Here is a 24,566-nt window from a genome sequence, read left to right on the forward strand (position 1 = left end):
AGTCTAGGAGCCGGCTCGTAGATATGTTCGAGCGACACGCTCCGCGTCGGCCCATGCGCGCTGCGCGGGGGTCAGGCCACCGCCCGCGCGGCTCGATACCGGCGCGCCGCGGCGCCAGGCGTGACAGAGGGCGATCGCCAGGGCATCGGCGGCGTCGGCCGGTTGCGGTGGGGCATCCAACCGCAGGATCCGCGCGATCATCGCCTGGACCTGACGCTTGTCGGCGGAGCCGTACCCGGTGACGGCGGCCTTGACCTCGCTCGGCGTGTGGGTCGCCGCCGGCAGGCCCGCCTCGGCGGCGATCAGGAGCGCGACACCGCTCGCCTGCGCGGTGCCCATGACCGTATGCGTGTTCTGCTGCGCGAACACCCTCTCGACCGCGACCGCATCGGGGCGGTGCTCGGCGATCGCGGCGCGGATGCCCGCCGCGACGACGGCGAGGCGGTCGCCGATCTCCGCATCCGGGGCGGAGCGGATCACCCCCACGTGGACCAGCGTGCCGCGGCGGGCACGGTCGACATCGACGATCCCGACACCGCACCGGGTCAGTCCGGGGTCGATGCCGAGCACGCGCAGCGAAGTGGTCACCCGATCAGGCTAGGCCGCGTGCGCCGTCGTCGACTCGCGCCGCGCCTAGGCGTCGTCGTTCTCGAGCTCCGCCTGGACCTCGGCGGACAGGTCGAAGTTGCTGAAGACGTTCTGCACGTCCTCGCTGTCTTCGAGCGCATCGATGAGGCGGAACACCTTGCGGGCGGTCTCGGCGTCGATCTCGACCTTGAGGTTCGGCACGAACTCGACGTCGGCCGACTCGTAGTCGATCCCCGCGTCCTGCAACGCGGAACGGACGGCCACGAGATCGCTCGCCTCGGTGACGACCTCGAAGCCCTCGGCGTGCGGCTCGATCTCCTCGGCGCCGGCCTCCAGCGCCGCCATCATGACGTCATCCTCGGTGGTGCCCTCGGAACCGACGACGATGACGCCCTTGCGGCTGAAGTTGTACGCGACACTTCCCGGGTCGGCGAGGGTGCCGCCGTTGCGGCTGAGTGCCGTGCGCACCTCGGCCGCGGCGCGGTTCTTGTTGTCGGTCAGACACTCGATCATGAGCGCGACGCCGTTGGGCCCGTAGCCCTCGTACATGATCGAGGTGTACTCGACGGCCTCGCCGCCGATGCCGGCACCGCGCTTGATGGCGCGGTCGATGTTGTCCTTGGGGACGGAGGTCTTCTTCGCCTTGAGCACCGCGTCGAAGAGCGTCGGGTTGCCCTGCAGATCGGCGCCGCCCAGCTTGGCCGCGACCTCGATGTTCTTGATGAGCTTGGCCCAGGACTTCGCACGGCGCGCGTCGATGACGGCCTTCTTGTGCTTGGTCGTGGCCCACTTGGAATGCCCGGACATAAGTCTCCGCTCGTCGTCTGCGCCCCGGAACGCCGCCCAGGGCGTCGTCCAGTCTATCGAAACGTGCCGCGGCACCGCTCCGGTTCCGCTGGCACAGGCGTTCGCGCGAGTTCAGGCATCTGCGCGCGGAGGCGCCTGTTCGCGCGCGCACGCCTGAACTCGCAGTCGCGAAGTCAACGGCGGGAGACCCGATCCAGGAAGCGCCGGTGGAACCGCGTCTCGTTCGAGATCTCCGGGTGGAAGCTCAGGCCGAGCAGCCCGTCCTGCTCCACGGCGACCACACGGCCGTCCGGCAGCGTCGCGAGCACCGAGGCCCGCGGCCCCACCGCCTCCACGACGGGTCCGCGGATGAAGGCTGCGGTCACCGGCTCGTGGAACGCGGGCACCGTCAGCTCCGCCTCGAACGACTCGGCCTGCCGTCCGAACGCGTTGCGCCGCACGACCGCATCGAGTCCGCCGAAGCTCTGCTGCCCGTCGATCGCGTCGATGACCTCATCGGCCAGCAAGATCAGCCCCGCGCAGGTGCCGAGCACCGGCATCCCGCCAGCGATCGCGTCGCGGATCGGCTGCTGCAGCCCGAACAGCCGCGACAGCTTGTCGATCACGGTCGATTCGCCGCCAGGGATCACGAGGCCGTCGACCCGGGCGAGTTCCTCGGGCCGACGGACCAGAGCGACGTCGGCGCCGAGTGCCTCGAGGAGCGCGGCATGCTCCCGCACGTCCCCCTGGAGCGCGAGGACGCCGACGCGCGGACTACCAGCCACGCTCGGCGAGGCGGTGCGGCGCGGGCAGGTCGCTCACGTTGATGCCGACCATTGCCTCGCCCAGGCCGCGGGAGACCTCGGCGATCACCTTCGGGTCGTCGAAGAACGTGGTGGCCTTGACGATGGCCTTCGCCCGCTCGGCGGGATTGCCGGACTTGAAGATGCCGGAGCCGACGAACACGCCGTCGGCGCCGAGCTGCATCATCATCGCCGCGTCGGCCGGGGTCGCGACCCCGCCGGCGACGAACAGGACCACGGGGAGCTTCCCGGTCTCGGCGATCTCCGCGACCAGCTCGTACGGCGCCTGCAGCTCCTTCGCCGCGACGAACAGTTCGTCCTTCGGCAGCGCGGTCAGCGCGGCGATCTCTCCCCGAATCTTCCGGATGTGCTTCATCGCCTCGGACACGTCACCCGTGCCGGCCTCGCCCTTGGAGCGGATCATCGCCGCGCCCTCGTTGATGCGGCGCAGCGCCTCCCCCAGGTTCGTGGCCCCACAGACGAACGGCACGGTGAAGCCGAACTTGTCGATGTGGTTCACGTAGTCGGCGGGCGAGAGCACCTCGGACTCGTCAATGTAGTCGACGCCGAGCTCCTGCAGCACCTGCGCCTCGACGAAGTGCCCGATCCGCGCCTTCGCCATGACGGGGATGGACACCGCGTCGATGATGCTGTCGATCATGTCCGGGTCGCTCATCCGCGAGACGCCGCCCTGCGCGCGGATGTCCGCGGGGACCCGCTCCAGTGCCATCACGGCGACGGCGCCGGCGTCCTCGGCGATCTTCGCCTGCTCGGCGGTGACGACGTCCATGATGACGCCGCCCTTGAGCATCTCGGCGAGACCGCGCTTCACGCGTGCGGATCCGGTGGTGGGCTGCTCGGTCATGGGGGTCTCCTGTCGGATGATCCGAAATTGTTTTTGATCTAGATCAAAGGTAGCACTGTCCGCTCCGCCTAGAATCTCGGAGGAGGATCATGAGCGAGCAGATCAGGGGAACCACCGCGGCCGAGATCGCGGACAGCGTGCGCGCCCTCCGGGACCGCGGCACGCTCCGCCCCGGCGAGGTCCTTCCTCCGGTGCGCGAGCTCGCGGCGACACTCGGTGTCAACCGGAACACCGCCGTCGCCGCCTACCGCCAGCTCGCGCAGGCGGGACTCGTGCATTCGCGAGGGCGCGCGGGCACCGTGCTCGCCGGCGTCGACATCGTGCCGCAGGAGGGCTACGCGCCGGACACCGTGCTCCGCGACATCGGCACGGGCAACCCCGACCCTTCTCGGATCCCCGACCCGTCGCAGGCGCTCGGCACGATCGGCCGCCGCCCCGTGCTCTACGGCGAGCCGGTTATCGACCGCGGTCTCGAAGCGTGGGCACGGGAGTGGATGGGCGCCGACCTTCCAGGGCAGGACTTCCGCGTCACCGTCACCAGCGGGGCCGTGGATGCCGTCGAACGGCTGCTCGCCCAGGCCCTGATGCGGGACGACGCGGTGGCCCTCGAGGACCCCTGCTTCCTCGCGAGCATCCATACCGTGCGGCTCGGCGGGTACCGGGCCGTCACGGTGCCGGTGGACGAGGAGGGGATGACGGTCGACGGCCTCCGTGCCGCTCTGGACGCGGGTGTCCGCGCCGTCATCTGCACCCCGCGGGCACAGAACCCGACGGGCGTGAGCCTCTCCCCCGCCCGGGCGAAGGCGCTGCGGGCCGTGCTCGCCGACCACCCGTACGTGCTCGTGATCGAGGACGACCACTTCTCTCTGCTCTCGCAGCGCCCGTACGAGTCGCTGATCGGCCCGGAGCACCGACGGTTCGCCCTGGTGCGCTCGGTGTCGAAGTTCCTGGGCCCTGACATGTGCCTGGCCCTCGCGGCGACCGACCCGGAGACCGCGGAACGCCTGGCGATGCGGCTCAGCCCCGGCACCACCTGGGTGAGCCACCTGCTGCAGCGCCTCACGCTCGCCCAGCTCACCGACCCCGCCGTGCGCGAGGAGATCGCGGAGGCAGGTCGGCACTATGCCGCGCGGAACGCCGCCTTCGCGGAACGCCTGCGCGCGGAGGGGATCGACGCCCCGGACCCGGACGGCCTGAGCCTGTGGGTCGGCTTCGCCAAGCCGGCGCGCGCCATCGCCGACCACCTCATGCGCCGGGGCTGGCTCGCGCGCACCGGCGACGACTTCGCGCTGGACGAGCGCGCCGAGCCTTCGCGCCACCTCCGCCTGACCGTGCACGACCTCTCCGAGGACGACACGGAGACCCTCATCGCCGACCTCGTCGCCGCCGGACGATGACCACCCGACGCGGGCTCCGGCCCGCCCAGAATGAAAGGGACCGGGTATGAAGATCCTGTCCATCCAGTCCGCCGTCGCATACGGTCACGTCGGCAATTCCGCGGCTGTCTTCCCGCTCCAGCGCATCGGCGTCGAGGTGCTGCCGGTCTACACCGTCACCTTCTCGAACCACACCGGGTATGGCGCCTGGCGCGGCCCGCTGATCGACCCCGTCGATGTGGGCGAGGTCATCACCGGCATCGAGGAGCGCGGCGTGTTCGGTTCCATCGACGCCGTGCTCAGCGGCTACCAGGGCAGCGAGGGCATCGGCGACGTCATCATCGACGCGGTCGCCAGGGTGAAGGCCGCGAACCCCACGGCGCTGTACGCGTGCGACCCGGTCATGGGCAACGCGAAGTCCGGCTGCTTCGTGGCTCCGGCCATCCCGATCCTGCTCCGCGAACGCGTGGTGCCGGTGGCCGACATCATCACGCCGAACCAGTTCGAGCTCGGCTTCCTCACCGAGACCGAGCCCGACACGCTCGAGTCCACCCTCGCGTCGGTCGACCTCGCGCGGGCGATGGGACCGCGCACGGTGCTCGTCACGAGCGTCGAGCGGCCGGACCGCGAAGAGGGCACGATCGAGATGCTCGCCGTGGACGACGCGGGCGCGTGGCTCGTGCAGACCCCGCACCTGCCGATGAAGGCGAACGGCTCCGGCGACGTGACGGCGGCGCTGTTCACCGCGCACTACGTCGCCACCGGCAGCGCGCAGACCGCTCTGGAGCGCACCGCCTCGAGCGTCTACGACCTGCTGCAGGCCACGCTCGACTCGGGCGAGCGCGAGCTGCAGCTCGTCGAAGCGCAGGAGTTCTACGCGAACCCGCGGATGCAGTTCACCGCACGCCAGGTGCGCTGAGTCCGCCCGGGTCTGGGTCCCTGAGCCTGTCGAAGGGCCCACACTGGGTCCCTGAGCCTGTCGAAGGGCCCACGGGCCGCGCTTCGACAGGCTCAGCGACCCACTCCTGGGCTCAGCGACACACTGCGAGCCCGACGCGACGGCTCAGCGGTCGGCGGGGGGCCACGCCTCGGCGACGGCCTCCCGCACCTCGCCGAGGAGCTGCGGGAGCGCCTTCGTCTTGGCGATGATCGGGAAGAAGTTCGCGTCCGAGCGCCACCGCGGCACCACGTGCTGGTGCAGATGCGCGTCCACGCCCGCTCCGGCCACCGCTCCCTGGTTCATGCCGAGGTTGAAGCCGTCGCAGCCGGAGACCTCGCGGAGCACGCGCATCGCGGTCTGGGTGAGAGCGCCGATCTCGGCGACCTCCTCGGCCGTCGCCTGGTCGTAGGTGGCGATGTGCCGGTACGGGCAGACGAGCAGGTGACCAGAGTTGTACGGGAAGAGGTTCAGCAGCACGTACGCGGTCTCCCCGCGCGCCACGATGAGCCGCTCGGCGTCCGGGTACTTCGGTGCCTCGCAAAACGGGCATTCCTCGCGCAGCGGCTCCGGCCCGGCCTGGATGTACGCCATCCGGTGCGGGGTCCACAGCCGCTGGAACTCGTCGGGCACCCCGACGAGACGGGAGGCGTCCTCGAGGTCCGCCTCACCGTCCGTCATGCGAGGTCTCCCGCCTTCAACACCAGCGCGTGCGAGGCGATGGCGGCGCTGATCCGGCGCACCGCGTCGGCGACCGGCACGCCGTTCTCCTGCGTGCCGTCGCGGAAGCGGAACGACACCGTCCCCGCGGCACGATCCTGCTCCCCCACGATGAGGATCAGCGGCACCTTCGCGGTGGTGTGATTCCGGATCTTCTTCTGCATCCGGTCGTCGGAGTGGTCGACGTCGGCCCGCACGCCCGCCGCCCGGAGCTGCGCGATGACGTCGTCCAGGTAGTCGCCGTACTGCTCGGCCACCGGCACTCCCACGACCTGGCTGGGCGCGAGCCAGAGCGGGAAGTCGCCGGCGTAGTGCTCGAGGAGGATCGCGAAGAAGCGCTCGACGGAGCCGAGGAGCGCCCGGTGGATCATCACAGGCCGGTGCTTCTGCCCGTCGGGACCGGTGTACTCCAGTTCGAACCTGTCGGGCTGGTTGAAGTCGAGCTGGATGGTCGACATCTGCCAGGTGCGGCCGATGGCGTCGCGGGCCTGCACCGAGATCTTCGGGCCGTAGAAGGCGGCGCCGCCCGGGTCGGCCACGAGCTCGAGACCGGACTCGATCGCGACCTCGCGCAGCGTGTCGATCGCCGTCGACCACTGCTCGGGCTCGCCGAGGAACTTCGGGTTGCCCTCCTCGTTCGTCGAGAGCTCGAGGTAGAAGTCGTTGAGGCCGTAGTCGCGGAGCAGGTCGAGCACGAGGTTCAGGTTGGTGGTGAGCTCCTCCTTCACCTGGTCCTGGGCGACGTAGATGTGCGCGTCGTCCTGGGTCAGACCGCGCACGCGGGTGAGCCCCGACAGCGTGCCGGACTTCTCGTAGCGGTAGACCGTGCCGAACTCGGCCAGACGCAGCGGCAGCTCCCGGTAGGAGCGCCCGCGCGAACGGAAGATGAGGTTGTGGAACGGGCAGTTCATCGGCTTCAGGTAGTAGTCCTGGCCCTGGCGGGTGACGTTGCCCTCGTCGTCGACGACCTCGTCGAGGTGCATCGGGGGGAACATGCCGTCCGCATAGGTCTGCAGGTGCCCGGACGTCATGAAGAGATCCTTCTTCGTGATGTGCGGGCTGTTGACGAGGTCGTAGCCGTTGCGCAGCAGGTGCTTGCGCAGGTTCTCCTCGATCTCGTAGCGGATGATGCCGCCCTTGGGATGGAACACAGCCAGTCCCGAGCCGATCTCGTCCGGGAACGAGAACAGGTCCATCTCGGCGCCGAGCTTGCGGTGGTCGCGACGCTCGGCCTCGGCGATGCGCTCCTGGTAGGCGCGCAGCTCGTCCTTCGTCGGCCATGCGGTGCCGTAGATGCGCTGGAGCTGCGGGTTCTTCTCGCTCCCCCGCCAGTACGCGGCGGCGATGCGGGTGAGGTCCCAGCCATTGCCGATCATGCGCGTGTTGGGCAGGTGCGGACCGCGGCAGAGGTCCTTCCAGACGACCTCGCCATCGCGGGTTGTGTTGTCGTAGATCGTGAGCTCACCCTCGCCCACCTCGACGGATGCTCCCTCGGCGATCTCGCCCGCGGAGGCCGTCGACGGGCCCTTGAGCCCGATGAGCTCGAGCTTGAACGGCTCGTCCGCGAGCTCCGCACGAGCCTCCTCGTCGGTCACGACACGACGGACGAAGCGCTGTCCCTCGCGGACGATGCGCTGCATCTCCTTCGAGATCGCCTTCATGTCCTCCGGCGTGAACGGGGTGTCGACGCCGAAGTCGTAGTAGAAACCGTCGGTGATGGGCGGGCCGATGCCGAGGTTCGCCTGCGGGTTGATCCGCTGCACCGCCTGCGCGAGCACATGTGCGGTCGAGTGACGCAGGATGTTCAGGCCGTCGGGGCTGTCGATCGTGACGGGCTCGACGTCGTCGGTGTCGGTGACCGTCGCAGCGAGGTCCTTCAGGACGCCGCCGACGCGCATGGCGACGACGTTTCGGTCAGAGAACAGGGCGAAGCCGTCGGTCGGCTGGGCGTTTTCAGGCACTGATCACTCCATCTGGGTCTGGATCTAGGCTACTCGTCCGCTCGCCGGTCGCCGACCGTCACGCGGCGGTCTCCGACAGCGGATCCGCGGCCGTCGGCGCGAAGATGATGATCGCCGCCCCGGCCAGCGCCACCACGGAGCCGATGACGTCCCACGAGGTGGGGCGGAATCCGTCGACGATGATGCCCCAGGCGAGGGAGCCTGCGATGAAGATCCCGCCGTAGGCGGCCAGGACGCGGCCGAAGTTCGCGTCCGGCTGCAGCGCCGCGATGAACCCGTAGGCACCGAGGGCCATCACCCCGAGGACGGCGAACAGCCACCCCCTGTCCTCCTTCACCGCCTGCCAGATGAGCCAGGCACCGCCGATCTCGGCGATGGCGGCGAGGAGGAAGAGGACGGTGATGCGCAGCACGGTCATCGCCTCAGTGTGACAGCCGCGGCGTCCGACGGGGACGGTAGCGTGGGCGCATGACACGGACGATCGCCCGCTGGCTCCTCGCTCTCGCCCTCGGCGCGATGGGCGTGCTGCACTTCACTCAGACACGCGGGTTCCGGGTCGTCGTGCCCGACTGGGCGACCCGCTTCACCCGGATGGACAAGGACACGATCGTTCTGGTGTCGGGTGCGGCCGAGGTCGCGCTCGCCGCGGGACTGGTGGCACTGCCGCGGGAACGCCGCAAGATGGGGTGGGCGACGGCGGGATTCTTCGCCGCGGTGTTCCCCGGCAACTGGCACCAGTGGCGCACCGGCCGATCGACCCCGGGTCTCGACACGGACCGGCGGCGGTTCGGCCGCCTGTTCCTGCAGCCCCTGCTGATCGCCTGGGCCCTGTGGGCGACCCGATGACCTCGCCCTCGATCGTCTGGTTCCGCGACGATCTCCGCCTGGCCGACAACCCCGCGCTGCGTGCCGCGGTCGACCGCGACGAACCGATCATCGCGCTCTTCGTCCTCGATGAGGAGTCCCCCGGCATCCGTCGGCTGGGCGGTGCCGCGCGTTGGTGGCTGCACCATTCGCTGTCCTCGCTCGCCGCGCGGCTGCAGGAGAAGGGGACGACGCTGGTGCTGCGGCGCGGGTCCGCCGACCGGATCGTGCGGGAGCTGGTCGCCGAGTCGGGTGCCGGAGCGGTCTTCTGGAACCGCCGCTATAGCGCCGCCGGGCGCGAGATCGATGCCGGGCTGAAGACGACGCTGCGCGACGAGGGGCTCCTGGTGCGATCATTCGCCGGGTCGCTCCTGCACGAGCCGTGGACGGTCACCACCGGGAGCGGCACGCACTATTCGGTCTTCACGCCGTTCTGGCGGGCCTGTCTGGCTCTTCCGGCCCCGCGCGCTCCGCTCCCCGAACCCCGCGAGCTTCGCGGCGCCGGGAAGCGGCTGCCCTCCGATGCGCTGGGCGACTGGGGGCTGCTACCGACCGCCCCGGACTGGGCGGGCGGGCTCCGCGAGACATGGGAGCCCGGGGAGCCCGCCGCGCGCCACCGGCTGCGGCACTTCCTCACCGACGACATCCGCACGTACGACCACGCTCGCGACGCCCCGGCTGCCGGTGCCACTTCCCGGCTGTCTCCGCGTCTGCGCTGGGGCGAGCTCAGCCCCTTCACCGTGTGGCACGAGGCGATCGACGTCGACGGGGCCGGCGGATTCCTCTCGGAGCTCGGCTGGCGCGAGTTCGCCTGGCACACGCTGTTCCACTTCCCCGACCTCGCGACGAAGAACCTGCGGCGGGAGTTCGACGCGTTCCCGTGGCCTCCGCTGGATCCCGCACGTCTGGAGCTCTGGCAGCACGGCGAAACCGGAGTTCCCCTCGTCGACGCGGGCATGCGCGAGCTCTGGCACACCGGGTACATGCACAACCGGGTGCGGATGGTCACGGCATCGTTCCTCGTCAAGAACCTCCTCATCGACTGGCGCCTCGGCGAGGAGTGGTTCTGGGACACGTTGGTGGACGCCGATGACGCGAGCAATCCGTTCAACTGGCAGTGGGTCGCGGGTTCCGGCGCCGACGCCGCCCCGTACTTCCGCGTGTTCAACCCGGAGCTGCAGGCCAGGAAGTTCGACGGCGAGGGGCACTACATCGGGCGCTGGGCTGCGGACGCCCCCACTGAGCCGATCGTCGACCTCGGCGAGACGCGCAAGGCTGCGCTCGCCGCCTACGACGTCGTGAAGCGCACCGGAGCACCACGGGGCTGACGCGCGCCCCGGCCCGTCACGGACTCCGGCACATGGCAGACTGGTGGCCGTGAGCCCGTCCCGCAAGCCCGCCGTCGTGCGGGGCTTCGCGACCTCGTCGCTCGCGATCTTCGTGGCTCTCGCAGGTCACGTGAGCGGCGGCGGAGAGATGCCGGGCCCCTTGGGCATCCTCGTGCCCTGGCTGTTCGCCTTCATGGTGAGCGTGCTGCTCGCCGGACGGAAGCTCTCCCTCACCCGGCTCACCCTCTCGGTGGCTGTGAGCCAGTTCCTCTTCCACGTGCTCTTCGTGCTCGGCACGGTCACTCCGTCCGGCGTGGCGATCCGGCACGTGCACGGCGCACCGCTCGTGCTCCCCGCAGCCGAAGGCGCTGCGGTCGTCGCGACTGCGGACGCCTCGATGCGGCTCGGGCACGCCCTCGCCGCCCTCCTCACGGTGACGGCGCTCCACCGCGGCGAGCGGCTGCTCCTCACCGTGCGCGATCTCGCCGTCCGATTGATCCGCTGGGTGCGTCGGCGCGCGGATGTGACGCTCGCCCCGCGCTCCGCCACCTCTCCGTTCCGCCTGGCCGGGGTCTTCCTCGTCCGGACGGCCCATGATCTTCGGCTCCTCACCCCGCTTCTCGGGCGCGCACCGCCCACTCTTCCCGCGCTCTGATCCGCACCCACGGCTTCGCGCCGTGCGGAGCGTCCTCGCGCTGTCCCGGTGACGCGCGTCCGAACGCAGGTACCCACGTCGCTCGGCGACGTCTGAAGAGAGGCTCTTCCATGTCCCCTGTCCGCAGATTCGCGGCCGGGGCGGTGCTGGCGGCTGTCGCGATCCTCGCGACGGCAGCGCCGGCGACCGCCCATGACCAACTCCTCGAGAGCGACCCCGGCGACGGGGAGCGTCTCGATGCTGCGCCCTCGAGCGTCACCATGACGTTCTCGGGCGAGCTCCTCGTCCTCGACGAGTCGACCGCCGGGGCCGTCGTCCTCGTCGTCGACGCGGAGGGCGAGGACTGGGCGACCGGCGAGGTGGAGGTGCGTGGCCGGAACGTCACGGCCGCTCTCAGGACGGACATGCCGGACGGCGGGTACCAGGTGCGCTGGCAGGTCGTCTCCGAGGACGGGCACCCGATCGCGGGGGTCATCCCCTTCGCCGTCGGCGACGCCGTCCCGCTGGAGTCGACAGAGAACCCTGAGCCGACCACCTCCGCCCCGGACGACTCGTCGACCGCATCGGATCAGAACGCAGACGAGACGGGCGACCCGATCCGGGTTCTGCTCGTCGGTGGGGCGGGCGCGGCACTCGCCGTCGCTGCTTTCACTCTCCTCCTCATCCTCCGCCGCCACCGCGCGGCCGCCGTGCCGCCGGAATCCGGCGACGACACGGCAGAGAACTCCTGAAAGGCATCATCATGAACACTCGCACTTCTCTTCCCCGCCTCGGCGCGGCGATCGTCCTCTCGCTCGTCGCGCTCACCGGGTGCACCGCGCCCACAGCCGAGACGCCGACCAGCGCCCCCGCCGGTGAGGTCCTCCGGATCGACGACGCCTGGGTCAAGTCGGCCGATGACGGCATGTCCGCGGGCTTCGGCGTACTCGTCAACGAGGGCGCGGCGGACGTGACGGTGACGTCGGTCACCTCCGCCGCCTCGCCGATGATCGAACTGCACGAGACCGTGGAGAACGAGGCCGGGGAGATGGTCATGCGGGAGATCGCCGGGGGCTTCGTCGTCCCCGCCGGCGGCACCCTCGCCCTCGAGCCCGGGGGGAATCACATCATGATGATGGACCTCCCCGAGCCTCTGAAAGCCGGTGACGAGGTCGCGTTCACCGTCACCCTGTCGGACGACTCCACGTTCGAGTTCGCCGCGCCGGTGAAGGACTACTCCGGCGCGAACGAGAACTACGACGGCGCCGACGACGACCACGAGGGCATGGACCACTGATGTCCGCGCGCGTCTCGGGCGCGCGCGCCGGCCGCACCGGCTCGACCCGGCGGCAGTTCCTCCTCGGAGGGGCTGTCGCCGGTGTCGGGGCCGCCGTCGCGGTCGGGGCGGATCTCGCCCTCACGCGAGCGGACACGGAGGCTCCCGCGGCCCCCGCACCGCTCAACGGCTCCCTCACTGTCCCGTTCCACGGCGTCCATCAGGCCGGGATCGACACCGCGGCGCAGGCGCACGGCTCGTTCGTGGCGCTCGATCTGCGCCCGGAGGTCGACCGCGACGCGCTCCGCCGGCTCCTACGGATCCTCACGGACGATGCGGCGAGGCTCGCCCAGGGACGGTCGGCGCTCGCGGACTCGGAGCCGGAGCTCGCCGTCGCCCCGGCCCGGTTGACGATCACATTCGGCTTCGGTCCGACGCTCGTGGCACGGGCCGGCGGCAGCACCCCCTCGTGGCTCGCGCCGCTTCCCGCCTTCCGGGTGGACCGCCTACAGCCGGAGTTCTCGGACGGAGACCTGCTCCTCCAGATCGCCGCTGACGACCCCCTGACCGTCGCGCACGCGCAGCGCATGCTCCTGAAGGACGCGCGCGGCTTCGCGACCGTCCGGTGGATCCAGCAGGGCTTCCGCCGCGCACACGGCACCGAGCGACCGGGGACGACCATGCGCAACCTCTTCGGTCAAGTCGATGGCACGAGCAACCCGCAGCCGGGCACTGAGGACTTCGAGCGCGTGGTCTGGAGTGACGACGGCTGGCTCGCCGCCGGCACGGGCATGGTCCTGCGCCGCATCCGCATGGACCTCGACGCCTGGGACCGCCTGGATCGCGGGGGCCGCGAGGCCTCGGTGGGGCGGACGCTCCGCGACGGTGCGCCGCTCACGGGGACGTCGGAGTTCGACGAGCCGGATTTCGACGCGACGACGGCCATCGGGTTCCCCGTCATCCCGGCCTTCGCGCATATCCGGCGGGCCCGCGGCGACGGCGCGGAGCGCATCTTCCGCCGGGCGTACAACTACGACGAACGGCCGGGCGGAAGCGGGGTCTCCGAATCAGGGCTCCTCTTCGCCGCGTTCCAGGCCGACGTCGCGCGGCAGTTCGTCCCCATGCAGCAACGGCTCGACGAGCTCGACCTGCTCAACGAGTGGACCGTCCCTGTCGGTTCCGCCGTGTTCGCCATCCCTCCGGGCTGTACGGAGAAGGGCTACATCGGCGAGACGCTGCTCGACTGAGACGGTCAGTGGGGTCCGCGGCGCCGTGCCGCAGCGACCGCGGGCCCCACGCCGTCGAGCACCGCGGCCCCGTGCCCCGTGAGGACGACGCGTGCGCCGGTCTCGTCGAGCGTGTCCAGGGACTCCATGGCCTCGGCGGTGTCGGCCGTCGCCGCCCGCGCCACGATCTGCGGGCCGGTCTCGCCGGTGTACGGGTCGAGCGTGACCAGGGCGTCGCCGGCGATGAGCACGCCGGCCTCTTCGAAGAAGTAGGCGCAGTGCCCCGCCGTGTGCCCCGGGGTCCACAGGGCGAGCGGCGTGCCCGGCGCATCGATCGGGTGTCCGTGCGTCACCCGCGGTTGCGCCTCGACGCCGCGGACGTTCAGCGCTCCGGCGAGAGCCATGCGCGTGATGGTCGGGATCCCCCGCGGATGCGTGAGCACGTAGGGGACGCGAGGTGAAGCCGGACGGTAACGGTACGGGTGCCGGGCGAGCTCCGCATCGCGCGGGTGGACGAACACCGAGACGCCCTCCTCGCGAAGTCCGCGGGCCACACCCACATGGTCGAAGTGACCGTGCGTCAGGACGACGGCGTCGATGTCGGCCGCCTCCGCTCCCAGATGGCCGAGCACGTCGAGGAGCACGCCCCTGCTGCGCGGCAGTCCCGCGTCGAACAGCGTGAGCCCGTCCGCGGTCTGCACGAGGTAGCAGTTCACGTCCGCCACACTGATGCCGAAGAAGCCGGGAACCACCTCCGTCCACTGCCGCCCTCTGCTCATTCCCGGTCCTCCTCGTCGTCGGCGGGTCCGCGCCCCGCATCGAAATTGCGCTCGTACCGTTCCCTGGCCTCGAGCAGGACGTGTTCGCCGATGACGGCGATGGGCTCCACCTCTCGCAGCAGCGGCTCGCAGTCGGGCCCCCGGCCGCAGTGCTCGCCACGGAGGATCCAGGCGATGCGCTGCGGGTCCTTCTCGGCGAGGTGTCGGTACTGACAGAGCTGGCGCGCGAGCCAGTCCTCCAGCGGACGCGTCCACCAGCGTTCGGCGTCCAGCGGGTTGACGGAGAGGCCGGGCAGCTCGAGGCCGCTCTCCGTATCGACGCTGGAACGACGGGCATCCGCGTCGGGACCTTCCGAGTAGCGGACGTGCAGATCCGGGCACGCGCGGACGACGGCGGCCAGTTGCGCCAGATGGTCGATGCGTCGCAATCCGGTCGCGGCGTCGCGATCGGATGTCGAGGCGAGGCCGCAGGTGCGGTCCAGAGCGGCATCGGTCATGGCCTGAGCGTACGAAGCGGTCCCCTCCTGCCGAGGGGGATTGACAATCCGCGGTTCTCGCCCACGTCGCAGCGGCGTCCGGGAACGGGCGCATGAAGTTACCGCGTGACTCCTGATGCGTCAATGCCCTCTCAGCGCGCGCACAGGAAGTCCTACGGTCGGGCAACCGCACCACACCCTGGAGGGGATCATGAGCGACACCACCCGCACCACCCGCTACGCCGGCACACCGATCCAGAAGACGGCGCTGATCATCGGCATCGTCTTCCTCATCGTGGGCATCGCCGGTTTCATCCCGGGCGTCACCCACTCGGCCGAGCACCTGCACGGCGCCGGAGCAGCGTCCGAGGCCCTGCTCCTCGGCGTGTTCCAGGTGTCCGTGCTGCACAACGTCGTGCACCTGCTGTTCGCGGTCGCGGGCATCGCGCTCGCCGCGTCGCCGCGCGCGTCCCGTCTCTACCTCATCATCGGCGGGCTCGCGTACCTCGTCGTCTGGCTGTACGGCCTCATCGCGGTCGGCAACGAGCAGCTGAACTTCCTGCCGGTGAACAACGCCGACAACTGGCTCCACCTCGGTCTCGCGATCGGCATGGTGCTGCTGGGCATCTTCGTCAGTCGAGAGCCGCGCGTCCCGCAGAACGGCGCGGGCACGGCGCGCGTCTGACGCTCACCCCACCCGGCCGGGACGTCCCCTCCTCGCATGACGGAGGGGGCGTCCCGTCTGTCGCGTCCGGCGTGCAGCCGGAGTGCGAGCGGTGTCCGCGGCCCGGTCACCCGTCCACGGGTTGCACGGCGTTCCCCCAGACCCAGCAGCGGTACGTGCGGTCACCGGCACGGAACTCGATGCCCGCTGCGAGCGGGGTGGAGCGGACGACCTTCGCCTCCACGCGGATCGCCTCCGGACCGAACCGCACCCACGCCCGCACCCGCCGCTGGAGCGCGTGCGGATAGACGGTGACGGCGGACTCCCGCAAGGCGAGCTCGCGATCGGACAGGGACTGCAGGGGGCCCCGGCGCGCGGCGGCCTCGATGGCCTGATGCTGCGACCGCATGTCGTTGTACGCAGAGAGCGCGCGACCCGAGTTCCCCACACCGGCTCCTTCCTCCGGCCACGTCCAGGATATCGATATTCGAACACATCTTCGAACTCGATCTCGACGGCACCGACACGCAGATTCGCACCGAGGTCGCGGAGCTCCGCGATCGGGCTGCGACCTCGCGCGGATATGCGACCTCGCGCGCAGGGAGGAGAGCTGGACGCAACAAAAAACCCCCGGCGAACCGGGGGTTTCAGGTGGTGCGCGATACTGGGATCGAACCAGTGACCTCTTCCGTGTCAGGGAAGCGCGCTACCGCTGCGCCAATCGCGCCCGTTGGGGCTATTCAGTTTTCCCGTGAGGTGGCGACGGGATTCGAACCCGTGTAAACGGCTTTGCAGGCCGGTGCCTAGCCGCTCGGCCACGCCACCGTGTGGATTGACCCCACGTGCCGCCGATCTTCGAGAAGATCTACTGCACTCGAGCGGATGACGAGACTCGAACTCGCGACCCCAACCTTGGCAAGGTTGTGCGCTACCAACTGCGCTACATCCGCATTTTGTTCCCGGTTGTCCCGGGCACTTATGAAACATTAGCCGATGATCGGCGCTCCGCCAAACCCGCAGCGAATCTCGCGCGTGTCTCCCGGACTGGTCATCGGAGCGCCTGACGGTCGGGTAGTATCGGTTGACGTACCCCACGGGTATGGGCGATTGGCGCAGTTGGTAGCGCGCTTCCTTCACACGGAAGAGGTCATCGGTTCGAGTCCGGTATCGCCCACCGAATCCCCTCCGAAGGCCCCGGTCATCCGGGGCCTTCGGCGTTTCCGCCCGTCACAGGATCCTGCCGTCTCCCGGGCGGGAGACCCGCAGCCACCGGTAGCCGTAGGCCGGAAGCTCCAGCTCCACCTCTCCGTCGTCGTCCAGGGGCACGCGCCGCGCGTCGAGAAGGTCGACCAGGGTCGTGCCCGCGGGCTCCTCCCCCAGGCGGAACCGCGTCGTCGCCGGACGTTCCGCGAAGTTGTGCACGGCGATCGTGCGCCCCACATCGGCCTCCAGGGAGTGCACCAGCAGGGCGTCCTGCGGCTGCTCGATGACGGTGAACGACCCCCACCCGAGCTCGGGCGATACCCGGTAGAGCGCGGTCAGTTCGCGGAGGAAGTGCAGCAGCGAGCCATGGTCCTCGAGCTGGGCGGCGGCATTCACGTGCGTGGGCGCATACCCGTCGGTCGGCGGCGGCGCGACGAGCCGAGAGGGGCGTGCGTCGGAGAAGCCCCCGTTGCGATCCGCCGACCACTGCATCGGCGTGCGCACGGCCTGCCGACCCTCGACGGCGATGTTCTCGCCCATTCCGATCTCTTCGCCGTAGAACAGAACGGGGGTGCCGGGGAGCGTGAAGAGCAGGCTGTACGCCATCCGGATCCTCCGCGGGTCGCCTTCCAGCATCGGCGGCAGGCGCCGCGTGATCCCGCGGCCGAACACGCGCTGCCGCTCGTCCGGCGCGAACGCCTCGAAGACCTCCTGACGCTCGGCGTCGGTCAGCTTGTCGAGGGTGAGCTCATCGTGGTTCCGGAGGAAGTTCGCCCATTGCACCTCCGGTCCGAGGACCGGGCGCGCGGAGAGTGCGGCGACGAGCGGCGCGGGATCACGACGGGCGAGGGACAGATACAGCGACTGCATCGCCACAAAGTCGAACTGCATGGTCAGCTCGTCGCCGTCGGTGCCGCCGAAGTACGCGCACTGTTCCTCGTACGGCAGATTGACCTCGCCGAGCAGGATCGCCTCGCTGGAACGACGCTGCAGGAAACGCCGCATGTCGCGCAGCAGCTCGTGCGGATCGGGGATGTCCGCCGTCTTCGGAACCTCGAGGAGGAACGGCACGGCATCCACCCGGAAGCCCGAGACGCCGAGCTGCAGCCAGAACCCGATGACCTTCGCGATCTCGTCCCGGACCACGGGGTTGGCGAGGTTGAGGTCGGGTTGGTGCTCGTAGAAGCTGTGCTGGTACCACTGCCCGGACTTCTCGTCCTTGGTCCAGATCCCGTCGGCCTGCCCGGGGAAGACCGGGTTCTTCTGTCCCTTCGGAGGCGCGTCGTCGCGCCACACGTAGTAATCGCGATAGGGCGAGTCGACGCTGCGGAGCGCCGCGCGGAACCACGGATGACGGTCCGAGGTGTGATTGACGACGAGGTCGACGATCACGCGGAGGCCGCGGTCACGGGCCGTGCGGATCACCTCCACGAGGTCGCCGTGGGTGCCGAGACGCGGGTCCACGCCGTAGAAGTCGCTGACGTCGTACCCGTCGTCGAGGTCCGGCGAAGGGTAGAAGGGCATGAGCCACAGGCACGTCACGCCCAGCTGTGAGAGGTAGTCGATCCGCTGCGCGAGGCCGCGGAGGTCGCCGACGCCGTCGCCATTCGAGTCCAGGAAGGTCTCCACATCGAGGCAGTAGACGACGGCCGTCTTCCACCAGAGGTCGCTCGTATCGGTGATCTTCATGTGCGCTCCCTCAGAGCGGGCAGGATCTCGGCGGCGGCCGCCTTCAGGAACCGGGTCTGCTCTCGTCCGACGTGATGCAGGTAGATCCGGTCGAAGCCGATGTCGACGAGCTCCGCCAACCGTCCCGCGAGCGACCGGGCGTCGTGGTCGACGAGGACGGCCGCGCGCAGCCTTGCTTCATCGACCTCGCCCACCGCGTCATCGAAGTCCTCCGGCTGCTCGATGTTCCACGCGAGCGGCGGCGTGACGACGCCCTGTCGCCACTGCTCCTTCGCGATCGCGTACGCCTCGGCGTCGTCGGCGCCCCAGCTCACGTGCGTCTGCAGGATGCACGGCCCTTCTCCCCCGGCCGAGCGGTAGGCCTCCACCACCCTCCGCAGCGCGGACGGCTCCTGGGCGACCGTCGCGAGGCCGTCCGCCCAGCCGGCCGCCCACTCCGCCGTCTCCGGACTGACGGCGGTGGCGAAGAGCGGCGGCGGCTGCGCCGGCCGGGTCCAGACGCGGGCGCGGTGCACGCGCACGAGACCGTCGTGATCGACCTCCTCGCCGGCGAGCAGCCGTCGGATCACATCCACGCTCTCGTGCAGCCGCGCGTTGCGGACGTCCTTGGCCGGCCAGACGTCGCCGGTCACGTGCTCGTTCATCGCCTCGCCGCTGCCGAGCGCGGCCCAGAACCGTCCGGGGAACATCTCCTCCAGCGTTCCGAAGGCCTGCGCGACGATCGCGGGGTGGTACCGCTGTCCTGGCGCGTTGACCATGCCGATGGGGAATCTCGTACGGGCCAGCGCCGCAGCGATCCAGCTGAACGCGAATCCCGACTCCCCCTGATCGGGGAGCCACGGGGCCAGGTGGTCGGAGCACATCGCTCCGTCGAAGCCGGCCCACTCCGCGCTGACGACCGCGTCCAGCAGCGCGCTGGGTGGGATCTGCTCATGGGAGGCGTGGAATCCGATGAAGACCATAGGCCGAGTCTGGCAAGGGACGACGCCCGGCGGCAGTGGTTGACAGGAGCGCCGAGTGCTGGCAGGTGGCGGCCGATGTCTGAGGGCGGACGTAGCCTGCCCGGGTGCCGAAACCCCGACTTCTCCCCGGACCCTGTCCCCTCTGCGGTGGTCTCGCTGGGCTGCGAACGGACGACGCGTGGCACTGCGCGCTCTGCGGCTGGCGCTACGGGGACTCCCCCGACCCCGATCTGCCGTTCCCGCGGATCGACGTCGTGTACTACCTCCGCTACGACAACCGCGTGAAGATCGGCACGAGCAGACAGCCGCGGCGCCGTCTCGCGAGCATCCGTCACGACGAGCTCCTCGCCTTCGAACGGGGCGACAGGGTGCGCGAGCAGCAGCGTCATCGCGAGTTCGCCTCCGCCCGCGAAGGCGGCGAGTGGTTCACCCTGACACCGGAGATCCGCGCCCACATCGCGGCGCTGCAGCGGCACGGCGACCCCTGGCATCAATACGCGCGCTGGCTCAGCGCCGCGCTCCGAGGGTGAACGCGCCTATCACTGCACACAGGATCGCACCAGGGGATCCCCCGCTGCGCCGGCAGGAGGCAGACTCGCCTGTGAACGGGCGCACCCGGCGCCCCGCGTGAGAGGACCGGACATGAACGGACGAGAGAACATCCCCGCCGACGACGTCAGCGCGCAGGATCCGCTCGCCGGAGACGGGAGCGGCGACCCGAACAGCGACCGCCAGTTCCTGCAGGACCTGCCTCCCGCACAGGTCGACACCGAGCAGCAGCAGGAGCATCAGGCCGAGTCCGACGACGAGGCCTAGTCCGCGCGGACGACGAGGGGCGACCGGATCGATATCCGGTCGCCCCTCGTCGTGTGCGGGTCAGGCGGTCGCAGCCCGTCCGCGGGTGCTCTGCGGCTGCGGCTGCGAGAACAGCACGACGACGATGACGGCAGCACCCACCACGACGTGCGGCAGCCAGACGTTCAGCGCCTCGCCTGCGAACCCGAACAGCCACGGCGACAGCGCGAGGAAGAGGCTGGCGACGATGCCGAAGACGAGGTGCACGGGCATGGGGATCAGACCGAACGGACCCCACTCGTACTTCGTGAAGAGGCTGTAGACGATGAGGCCCACGCCGAGCACGATCGGGATGACGACCGGGGCTCCGCCCATACCGGCGAAGCCGAACAGCCAGGGCGCGGCGATCAGAGCGATCCCGACGACGTAGTCGAGAATTCCGTGGACCTTGGTCGGGATGAAACGCATGATTCCTCCTTGGGTGCCGCCGGCGGCGACTCATCAGAAGGTTCGGAGCCCTGCGCCCATCGGATGGGAGTGCGGCTGCCGGGTCAGCTCTGCGCCCATCCGTACCGCCGCTGGAGCGCTGCCGCGACCCGTGCGTACCGGCCACGATCCAGGGCCGCCGCCTCACGGCGCAGACCACGCTCATGGACGCTGTAGAGCTGTTCGATGTCCACCCACGATTCGCGGCCCTGCCCGTCCCACTCGCCGCTCCCGATCGAGAGGTAGTCGCGCTCGCCGTCGTGGGGCCTGCTGGTCATCCGTACCGCGTAGACCCGCTCGGAGGACTGCCGCCCGATCACCAGCACCGGCCGGTCCTTGCCTCGGCCGTCGTTCTCCTCGTACGGCACCCAGGTCCAGACGACCTCGCCGGCGTCGGGAGCGCCGTCCCGGTGCGGCGCGTAGGCCACGCGGACGGCCGGCATACGCCCGGGGTCGAGCCGCACGGTCTCGGTACCGCGGACCTGCCCCGGCTCGACTCCGGCGTCCGGCGTTTTCGCGGATCGCCGCTCGCGCTCCTCGGCCGTCCGCAGACGCGCGTCCGGGCGCCGCGGACCGGGAGAGGTCCGCGGCGCCCGGGGGGAGCCCACTGCTCGGCGCAGCAGGTCCGCGAGTGCCTTCAGGATGCCGTTGCTGGTCGTGCCCACACGGTCACCCTAACCGTCGTCACGCGTTCGCGAGAGCGTAGCCCTCCTCGCCGTGCACGACCTGGTCGACACCGGCGATCTCGTCCTCGTTCGTGATGCGGAACCCGATCGTCTTCTGGATCACGAAGCCGATGACCCACGCGACCACGAAGGAGTAGATCAGCACGCCGGCGGCGGCGATCACCTGCACGGCGAGCTGACGGGCGTCGCCACCGACGAAGAGGCCGGTGCCGGTGGCGAAGAAGCCGAGGTACACGGTGCCGATGAGTCCGCCGACGAGGTGGATGCCGACCACGTCGAGCGAGTCGTCGAAGCCGAGGCGGAACTTCAGCTCCACCGCGAGGGCGCAGACGATGCCGGCCACCGCGCCGAGCAGGAGGGACCATCCGGGGGTGAGGTTGGCGCATGCAGGGGTGATCGCCACGAGACCCGCCACCGCGCCAGAGGCGGCGCCGACGGACGTGGGCTTGCCGTCCTTGATGCGCTCGATGAGGATCCAGCCGAGGATCGCGGCCGCGGTCGCACCGAGCGTGTTCAGGCCGATGAGGCCGACGCCGCCCATGTCCTCGGCGAGCCACTCCGCACCGGCGTTGAAGCCGAACCAGCCGAACCACAGCAGCGCGGCGCCGAGCAGCGTCAGCGGCACGTTGTGCGGCTTGAGGATGCCCTTCTGGAAGCCGATGCGCTTGCCGAGCACGAGGGCGAGGGCCAGTGCCGCGGCACCCGCGTTGATGTGCACCGCCGTGCCGCCCGCATAGTCGATCACGCCGATGCCGCTGTCCTCGCCGAACAGGGTCGTGCCGAGGTTCATGATCCAACCGCCGCCCCAGACCCAGGCCGCGACCGGGAAGTAGCCGACCGTGGCGAAGACGCCGGCGAAGATCAGCCAGCTGCCGAACTTCGCCCGATCGGCGATCGCCCCGGAGATCAGGGCGACGGTGATGATCGCGAAGGTGGCGCCGTACGCGACGCTGAGCAGGGCGACGTTCGAGCCCTCACCCGAGGCGAGGCTGGACAGGCCGATGTCCGCGAACGGGTTGCCCGCGAAGGCCGTGGGGCTGTCGACGGCGCTCATGGAGAAGCCGAAGAGAATCCACAGCACGGCGACGAGTCCGATCGAGCCGAAGCTCATCATCATCATGCTGACGACGCTCTTCGCCTTGACGAGACCGCCGTAGAAGAAGGCGACGCCGGGCGTCATGAGCAGCACCAGTGCCGTCGCGGTGATCGCCCACGAGATGTTGCCGGGAGCATCCATAGGAAAACCTCACATCCGAAGTAATTGAGAGCTTCAGTGTGACCATGGGCGATTTCGCCCATGCGTGAGGTTTGTTTCTCCGCTGTTACAGCACGACTCCGGGTGTGAACATCGCGTTACGCAGGCCTGCAGGCTTACGCAGAATGCGTGAGCGCGTTCAGCCGGGAGATGGCGCGCAGGTACTTCTTGCGGTAGCCGCCGGCGAGCATCTCGTCGGAGAACACGGCGTCGAGCCCGACACCCGTCGCGAGGATCGGGATCTGCGCGTCGTAGACCCGGTCGACGAAGGCCACGAACCGCAACGCCTCCGACTGGTCGGTGAGCTGGCGCACGCCGCGCAGCCCCACGCGGTGCAGCCCGTCGATGAGCCTGATGTAGCGCGAGGGGTGCACCTGGGCGAGATGCCGGATGAGGTCGTCGAACGCATCGTCCGACACAGCGCCGTCCGCTGAGGCCGCCTCGACCGCGGCCTCGTACGCCGCGTCCTCCAGCGCCACGGCGTGACCGTCGATCGCCCGCTGCCGGAAGTCGACGCCGTCGATGCGCAGCGTCTGGAAGCTGTCCGACATCGCGTGGATCTCGCGGAGGAAGTCCTGCGCGGCGAAGCGTCCCTCGCCGAGCGCGTTCGGCGGCGTGTTCGAGGTGGCCGCGAGCCGGGTGCCGGTGGGCACGAGTTCACCCAGAAGGCGCGTCATGACCATCGTGTCGCCCGGATCGTCGAGCTCGAACTCGTCGATACAGAGCAGATCGGCGCCTTTGAGGAGGTCCACGGTGTTCTTGTAGCCGAGTGCCCCCACCAGAGCGGTGTACTCGATGAACGAGCCGAAGTACTTCCGCCGGGCGGGCATCGCGTGATAGATCGACGCGAGCAGGTGGGTCTTGCCCACGCCGAAGCCGCCGTCGAGGTAGACCCCGGGCTTCAGTTCCGGCTCCTTCTTCGCCCGACTGAACAGACCGCCCCGCTTGACGGGAGCACCGCGTCCGGCGAAACGCAGCAACGTCTGCTTCGCCTCCTCCTGCGACGGGTAGGCGGGATCCGCCCGGTAGCTGTCGAACGTGGCGTCGTCGAACTGCGGCGGCGGCACCAGGCTCGCGAGCATCTCGGGTCCGCTGACCGTCGGCGTGCGCTCGGTGAGGTGGACGGTTCCGGTGCGGGTGGTCGGGTCGGTCATCACGGTCCTGAATCAGGCAAGGGCCTGTGTCGAAGTCTTACGGATCGGGTCCCGGGGGCGCGCGGAGGATCTATCGTCGAAGGGACGGATCCACACTACGCCGTCCGCACCGCCCGCTCGCCCGCTCACCGCTACGGAGACCCCATGGCCATCGAGTTCGACTCCTCCTCCCCCAAGTTCGCCGAGTACGCCGAGCCCGGCCGCCTGGTGACGACCGAGTGGCTCGCCGCCCACCTGGGAGAGCCCGGCCTCGTGGTCGTCGAGTCGGACGAGGACGTGCTCCTCTACGAGACGGGCCACATTCCCGGAGCGGTGAAGGTGGACTGGCACACGGAGCTCAACGACCCGGTCGTGCGGGACTACGTCGACGGCGAGGGCTTCGCCGAGCTGCTGAGCCGCAAGGGCGTCGCCCGCGACGACACGGTCGTGATCTACGGCGACAAGAACAACTGGTGGGCGGCGTACGCGCTGTGGGTGTTCTCGCTCTTCGGTCACGAGGACGTCCGCCTCCTCGACGGCGGCCGTGATCGCTGGATCGCGGAGGGCCGCGAGCTGACTCGCGAGGCGACGAACCGTCCCGCCACGGAGTACCCGGTGGTGGAGCGGGACGACACGGCCATCCGCGCGTACAAGGAGGACGTGCTCGCGCACCTCGGCAACCCGCTCATCGACGTCCGTTCCCCGGAGGAGTACAGCGGAGAGCGGACCACCGCTCCCGCCTACCCGGAGGAGGGGACTCTGCGAGCCGGCCACATCCCCACCGCGCAGAGCGTGCCGTGGGCGAAGGCGGTCGCCGAGGACGGCGGCTTCAAGAGCCGCGCCGATCTCGACGCCATCTACCGGGACGGCGCCGGGCTGCAGGACGGTGACGACGTCGTGGCCTACTGCCGCATCGGGGAGCGCTCGAGCCACACGTGGTTCGTGCTCAAGCACCTCCTCGGCTTCGAGAACGTCCGCAACTACGACGGCTCGTGGACGGAGTGGGGCAGCGCGGTGCGCGTCCCGATCGTCACGGGCACGGAGCCCGGCACCGTCTGAGGTGGGAGAATGGCG

The 24,566-nt window shown here is 70.0% G+C and carries 28 protein-coding genes and 4 tRNA genes; 13 read left to right on the forward strand and 19 right to left on the reverse strand.

Annotated elements, in window-relative coordinates; all coding sequences use genetic code 11:
- Nucleotides 1-3 precede the first annotated feature (3 nt).
- The 4 genes from ruvC to pdxS form a co-directional block, all read right to left on the reverse strand.
- On the reverse strand, nt 4-588 hold the full coding sequence (ruvC, locus tag RI211_RS08935) for a crossover junction endodeoxyribonuclease RuvC (RefSeq protein WP_187661526.1): 585 nt from the start codon (nt 586-588) through the stop codon (nt 4-6).
- A 45-nt stretch (nt 589-633) separates the two neighbouring features.
- The gene (locus RI211_RS08940; protein WP_315637754.1) at nt 634-1,395 is read right to left on the reverse strand and encodes a YebC/PmpR family DNA-binding transcriptional regulator; all 762 of its coding nucleotides are present in this window, start codon (nt 1,393-1,395) and stop codon (nt 634-636) included.
- Between the two features lie 173 nt (nt 1,396-1,568).
- Complete coding sequence (gene pdxT, locus RI211_RS08945; RefSeq protein ID WP_315637753.1) at nt 1,569-2,159, reverse strand: pyridoxal 5'-phosphate synthase glutaminase subunit PdxT; 591 nt, start codon at nt 2,157-2,159, stop codon at nt 1,569-1,571.
- A complete protein-coding gene (gene pdxS / locus RI211_RS08950; RefSeq protein WP_025103530.1) occupies nt 2,149-3,042 on the reverse strand; it encodes a pyridoxal 5'-phosphate synthase lyase subunit PdxS in 894 nt (297 codons plus the stop codon). Before pdxS ends, pdxT begins: the two co-directional genes overlap by 11 nt.
- 89 nt (nt 3,043-3,131) lie before the next feature.
- On the opposite strand from pdxS, the gene RI211_RS08955 reads away from it, so the two are divergent.
- Both RI211_RS08955 and pdxY read left to right on the forward strand, forming a co-directional pair.
- Nucleotides 3,132-4,439, forward strand: a complete 1,308-nt coding sequence (locus RI211_RS08955) for an aminotransferase class I/II-fold pyridoxal phosphate-dependent enzyme (RefSeq protein WP_315637752.1) — start codon at nt 3,132-3,134, stop codon at nt 4,437-4,439.
- A 46-nt stretch (nt 4,440-4,485) separates the two neighbouring features.
- The gene (pdxY, locus tag RI211_RS08960; RefSeq protein WP_315637751.1) at nt 4,486-5,337 is read left to right on the forward strand and encodes a pyridoxal kinase PdxY; all 852 of its coding nucleotides are present in this window, start codon (nt 4,486-4,488) and stop codon (nt 5,335-5,337) included.
- Between the two features lie 144 nt (nt 5,338-5,481).
- On the opposite strand, the gene RI211_RS08965 is transcribed toward pdxY, so the two are convergent.
- The 3 genes from RI211_RS08965 to RI211_RS08975 all read right to left on the reverse strand — a co-directional run bounded on the left by RI211_RS08965 (nt 5,482) and on the right by RI211_RS08975 (nt 8,454).
- Nucleotides 5,482-6,036: an HIT family protein gene (locus RI211_RS08965; RefSeq protein WP_187661532.1), complete on the reverse strand. Its 555-nt coding sequence runs from the start codon at nt 6,034-6,036 to the stop codon at nt 5,482-5,484.
- The gene (gene thrS / locus RI211_RS08970; protein WP_315637772.1) at nt 6,033-7,973 is read right to left on the reverse strand and encodes a threonine--tRNA ligase; all 1,941 of its coding nucleotides are present in this window, start codon (nt 7,971-7,973) and stop codon (nt 6,033-6,035) included. The genes RI211_RS08965 and thrS overlap by 4 nt, the downstream gene beginning before the upstream one ends.
- Nucleotides 7,974-8,094: 121 nt before the next feature.
- Nucleotides 8,095-8,454 carry a YnfA family protein gene (locus tag RI211_RS08975; RefSeq protein WP_315637750.1) on the reverse strand — a complete coding sequence of 120 codons (360 nt, stop codon included), beginning with the start codon at nt 8,452-8,454 and terminating at the stop codon, nt 8,095-8,097.
- Nucleotides 8,455-8,504: 50 nt separating this feature from the next.
- Between RI211_RS08975 and RI211_RS08980 the strand changes: the two genes are divergently transcribed.
- The 6 genes from RI211_RS08980 (at nt 8,505) to RI211_RS09005 (ending at nt 13,385) form a co-directional block, all read left to right on the forward strand.
- Entirely contained in the window at nt 8,505-8,882 is a 378-nt protein-coding gene (locus tag RI211_RS08980; protein ID WP_315637749.1) for a DoxX family protein, read from the forward strand.
- Entirely contained in the window at nt 8,879-10,228 is a 1,350-nt protein-coding gene (locus tag RI211_RS08985) for a cryptochrome/photolyase family protein (protein ID WP_315637748.1), read from the forward strand. The genes RI211_RS08980 and RI211_RS08985 overlap by 4 nt, the downstream gene beginning before the upstream one ends.
- Nucleotides 10,229-10,277: 49 nt before the next feature.
- Nucleotides 10,278-10,883, forward strand: coding sequence for a hypothetical protein (locus tag RI211_RS08990; protein WP_315637747.1), 606 nt, complete (start codon nt 10,278-10,280; stop codon nt 10,881-10,883).
- A 110-nt stretch (nt 10,884-10,993) separates the two neighbouring features.
- Nucleotides 10,994-11,614: a copper resistance CopC family protein gene (locus tag RI211_RS08995; protein ID WP_315637746.1), complete on the forward strand. Its 621-nt coding sequence runs from the start codon at nt 10,994-10,996 to the stop codon at nt 11,612-11,614.
- Nucleotides 11,615-11,625: 11 nt separating this feature from the next.
- Nucleotides 11,626-12,159 (forward strand): copper chaperone PCu(A)C, encoded by a 534-nt coding sequence (locus tag RI211_RS09000; protein ID WP_315637745.1) that lies wholly within the window; start codon nt 11,626-11,628, stop codon nt 12,157-12,159.
- The gene (locus RI211_RS09005) at nt 12,159-13,385 is read left to right on the forward strand and encodes a Dyp-type peroxidase (protein ID WP_315637744.1); all 1,227 of its coding nucleotides are present in this window, start codon (nt 12,159-12,161) and stop codon (nt 13,383-13,385) included. The genes RI211_RS09000 and RI211_RS09005 overlap by 1 nt, the downstream gene beginning before the upstream one ends.
- Nucleotides 13,386-13,390: 5 nt before the next feature.
- On the opposite strand, the gene RI211_RS09010 is transcribed toward RI211_RS09005, so the two are convergent.
- On the reverse strand, nt 13,391-14,143 hold the full coding sequence (locus RI211_RS09010) for an MBL fold metallo-hydrolase (protein WP_315637743.1): 753 nt from the start codon (nt 14,141-14,143) through the stop codon (nt 13,391-13,393).
- Complete coding sequence (locus tag RI211_RS09015; protein ID WP_315637742.1) at nt 14,140-14,640, reverse strand: DUF6098 family protein; 501 nt, start codon at nt 14,638-14,640, stop codon at nt 14,140-14,142. The genes RI211_RS09010 and RI211_RS09015 overlap by 4 nt, the downstream gene beginning before the upstream one ends.
- A 190-nt stretch (nt 14,641-14,830) precedes the next feature.
- Between RI211_RS09015 and RI211_RS09020 the strand changes: the two genes are divergently transcribed.
- Nucleotides 14,831-15,304 carry a DUF4383 domain-containing protein gene (locus tag RI211_RS09020; protein WP_259963067.1) on the forward strand — a complete coding sequence of 158 codons (474 nt, stop codon included), beginning with the start codon at nt 14,831-14,833 and terminating at the stop codon, nt 15,302-15,304.
- A gap of 106 nt (nt 15,305-15,410) precedes the next feature.
- Here RI211_RS09020 and RI211_RS09025 read toward each other — a convergent pair whose 3' ends face one another.
- The 4 genes from RI211_RS09025 to RI211_RS09040 all read right to left on the reverse strand — a co-directional run bounded on the left by RI211_RS09025 (nt 15,411) and on the right by RI211_RS09040 (nt 16,233).
- Nucleotides 15,411-15,731, reverse strand: coding sequence for a hypothetical protein (locus tag RI211_RS09025; RefSeq protein WP_232089025.1), 321 nt, complete (start codon nt 15,729-15,731; stop codon nt 15,411-15,413).
- A 204-nt stretch (nt 15,732-15,935) separates the two neighbouring features.
- A tRNA-Val gene (locus RI211_RS09030) sits at nt 15,936-16,010 on the reverse strand.
- Between the two features lie 27 nt (nt 16,011-16,037).
- Nucleotides 16,038-16,108 (reverse strand) — tRNA-Cys (locus RI211_RS09035).
- 52 nt (nt 16,109-16,160) lie between these two features.
- A tRNA-Gly gene (locus tag RI211_RS09040) sits at nt 16,161-16,233 on the reverse strand.
- Nucleotides 16,234-16,384: 151 nt separating this feature from the next.
- Between RI211_RS09040 and RI211_RS09045 the strand changes: the two genes are divergently transcribed.
- Nucleotides 16,385-16,457, forward strand: a tRNA-Val gene (locus RI211_RS09045).
- Nucleotides 16,458-16,510: 53 nt separating this feature from the next.
- Here RI211_RS09045 and RI211_RS09050 read toward each other — a convergent pair.
- Together RI211_RS09050 and RI211_RS09055 are read right to left on the reverse strand one after the other, a co-directional pair.
- Nucleotides 16,511-18,175 (reverse strand): alpha-amylase family protein, encoded by a 1,665-nt coding sequence (locus tag RI211_RS09050; RefSeq protein ID WP_315637741.1) that lies wholly within the window; start codon nt 18,173-18,175, stop codon nt 16,511-16,513.
- Nucleotides 18,172-19,137, reverse strand: coding sequence for a TIGR03885 family FMN-dependent LLM class oxidoreductase (locus tag RI211_RS09055; RefSeq protein ID WP_315637740.1), 966 nt, complete (start codon nt 19,135-19,137; stop codon nt 18,172-18,174). Before RI211_RS09055 ends, RI211_RS09050 begins: the two co-directional genes overlap by 4 nt.
- Nucleotides 19,138-19,241: 104 nt before the next feature.
- Between RI211_RS09055 and RI211_RS09060 the strand changes: the two genes are divergently transcribed.
- A complete protein-coding gene (locus RI211_RS09060) occupies nt 19,242-19,667 on the forward strand; it encodes a GIY-YIG nuclease family protein (protein ID WP_315637739.1) in 426 nt (141 codons plus the stop codon).
- 112 nt (nt 19,668-19,779) lie between these two features.
- The gene (locus RI211_RS09065) at nt 19,780-19,953 is read left to right on the forward strand and encodes a hypothetical protein (RefSeq protein ID WP_268776275.1); all 174 of its coding nucleotides are present in this window, start codon (nt 19,780-19,782) and stop codon (nt 19,951-19,953) included.
- A gap of 60 nt (nt 19,954-20,013) precedes the next feature.
- Here RI211_RS09065 and RI211_RS09070 read toward each other — a convergent pair whose 3' ends face one another.
- The 4 genes from RI211_RS09070 to zapE all read right to left on the reverse strand — a co-directional run bounded on the left by RI211_RS09070 (nt 20,014) and on the right by zapE (nt 23,513).
- The gene (locus RI211_RS09070) at nt 20,014-20,400 is read right to left on the reverse strand and encodes an SPW repeat domain-containing protein (RefSeq protein ID WP_315637738.1); all 387 of its coding nucleotides are present in this window, start codon (nt 20,398-20,400) and stop codon (nt 20,014-20,016) included.
- Between the two features lie 83 nt (nt 20,401-20,483).
- The gene (locus RI211_RS09075; RefSeq protein WP_187661547.1) at nt 20,484-21,083 is read right to left on the reverse strand and encodes a type II toxin-antitoxin system PemK/MazF family toxin; all 600 of its coding nucleotides are present in this window, start codon (nt 21,081-21,083) and stop codon (nt 20,484-20,486) included.
- A gap of 19 nt (nt 21,084-21,102) precedes the next feature.
- Complete coding sequence (locus RI211_RS09080; RefSeq protein ID WP_025103552.1) at nt 21,103-22,341, reverse strand: ammonium transporter; 1,239 nt, start codon at nt 22,339-22,341, stop codon at nt 21,103-21,105.
- Nucleotides 22,342-22,475: 134 nt separating this feature from the next.
- Nucleotides 22,476-23,513 carry a cell division protein ZapE gene (gene zapE / locus RI211_RS09085; protein ID WP_315637737.1) on the reverse strand — a complete coding sequence of 346 codons (1,038 nt, stop codon included), beginning with the start codon at nt 23,511-23,513 and terminating at the stop codon, nt 22,476-22,478.
- 144 nt (nt 23,514-23,657) lie between these two features.
- Between zapE and RI211_RS09090 the strand changes: the two genes are divergently transcribed.
- Entirely contained in the window at nt 23,658-24,551 is an 894-nt protein-coding gene (locus RI211_RS09090) for a sulfurtransferase (RefSeq protein WP_315637736.1), read from the forward strand.
- Nucleotides 24,552-24,566: the final 15 nt, after the last annotated feature.

Source organism: Microbacterium meiriae, from assembly GCF_032364335.1.
Lineage (GTDB): Bacteria > Actinomycetota > Actinomycetes > Actinomycetales > Microbacteriaceae > Microbacterium > Microbacterium meiriae.

Coding starts and splice junctions, on each gene's coding strand:
- RI211_RS09000 (WP_315637745.1), top strand. CDS start 11,626: ATGAACACTCGCACTTCTCTTCCCCGCCTCGGCGCGGCGATCGTCCTC.
- RI211_RS09005 (WP_315637744.1), top strand. CDS start 12,159: ATGTCCGCGCGCGTCTCGGGCGCGCGCGCCGGCCGCACCGGCTCGACC.
- thrS (WP_315637772.1), bottom strand. CDS start 7,973: ATGCGCGTCGGCGGCGTCCTGAAGGACCTCGCTGCGACGGTCACCGAC.
- RI211_RS09015 (WP_315637742.1), bottom strand. CDS start 14,640: ATGACCGATGCCGCTCTGGACCGCACCTGCGGCCTCGCCTCGACATCC.
- RI211_RS08965 (WP_187661532.1), bottom strand. CDS start 6,036: ATGACGGACGGTGAGGCGGACCTCGAGGACGCCTCCCGTCTCGTCGGG.
- zapE (WP_315637737.1), bottom strand. CDS start 23,513: ATGACCGACCCGACCACCCGCACCGGAACCGTCCACCTCACCGAGCGC.
- RI211_RS09020 (WP_259963067.1), top strand. CDS start 14,831: ATGAGCGACACCACCCGCACCACCCGCTACGCCGGCACACCGATCCAG.
- RI211_RS09055 (WP_315637740.1), bottom strand. CDS start 19,137: ATGGTCTTCATCGGATTCCACGCCTCCCATGAGCAGATCCCACCCAGC.
- RI211_RS09090 (WP_315637736.1), top strand. CDS start 23,658: ATGGCCATCGAGTTCGACTCCTCCTCCCCCAAGTTCGCCGAGTACGCC.
- RI211_RS08980 (WP_315637749.1), top strand. CDS start 8,505: ATGACACGGACGATCGCCCGCTGGCTCCTCGCTCTCGCCCTCGGCGCG.
- RI211_RS09080 (WP_025103552.1), bottom strand. CDS start 22,341: ATGGATGCTCCCGGCAACATCTCGTGGGCGATCACCGCGACGGCACTG.
- RI211_RS08940 (WP_315637754.1), bottom strand. CDS start 1,395: ATGTCCGGGCATTCCAAGTGGGCCACGACCAAGCACAAGAAGGCCGTC.
- RI211_RS09070 (WP_315637738.1), bottom strand. CDS start 20,400: ATGCGTTTCATCCCGACCAAGGTCCACGGAATTCTCGACTACGTCGTC.
- pdxS (WP_025103530.1), bottom strand. CDS start 3,042: ATGACCGAGCAGCCCACCACCGGATCCGCACGCGTGAAGCGCGGTCTC.
- RI211_RS08995 (WP_315637746.1), top strand. CDS start 10,994: ATGTCCCCTGTCCGCAGATTCGCGGCCGGGGCGGTGCTGGCGGCTGTC.
- RI211_RS08975 (WP_315637750.1), bottom strand. CDS start 8,454: ATGACCGTGCTGCGCATCACCGTCCTCTTCCTCCTCGCCGCCATCGCC.
- RI211_RS09065 (WP_268776275.1), top strand. CDS start 19,780: ATGAACGGACGAGAGAACATCCCCGCCGACGACGTCAGCGCGCAGGAT.
- RI211_RS09010 (WP_315637743.1), bottom strand. CDS start 14,143: ATGAGCAGAGGGCGGCAGTGGACGGAGGTGGTTCCCGGCTTCTTCGGC.
- RI211_RS08955 (WP_315637752.1), top strand. CDS start 3,132: ATGAGCGAGCAGATCAGGGGAACCACCGCGGCCGAGATCGCGGACAGC.
- RI211_RS09050 (WP_315637741.1), bottom strand. CDS start 18,175: ATGAAGATCACCGATACGAGCGACCTCTGGTGGAAGACGGCCGTCGTC.
- pdxY (WP_315637751.1), top strand. CDS start 4,486: ATGAAGATCCTGTCCATCCAGTCCGCCGTCGCATACGGTCACGTCGGC.
- RI211_RS08985 (WP_315637748.1), top strand. CDS start 8,879: ATGACCTCGCCCTCGATCGTCTGGTTCCGCGACGATCTCCGCCTGGCC.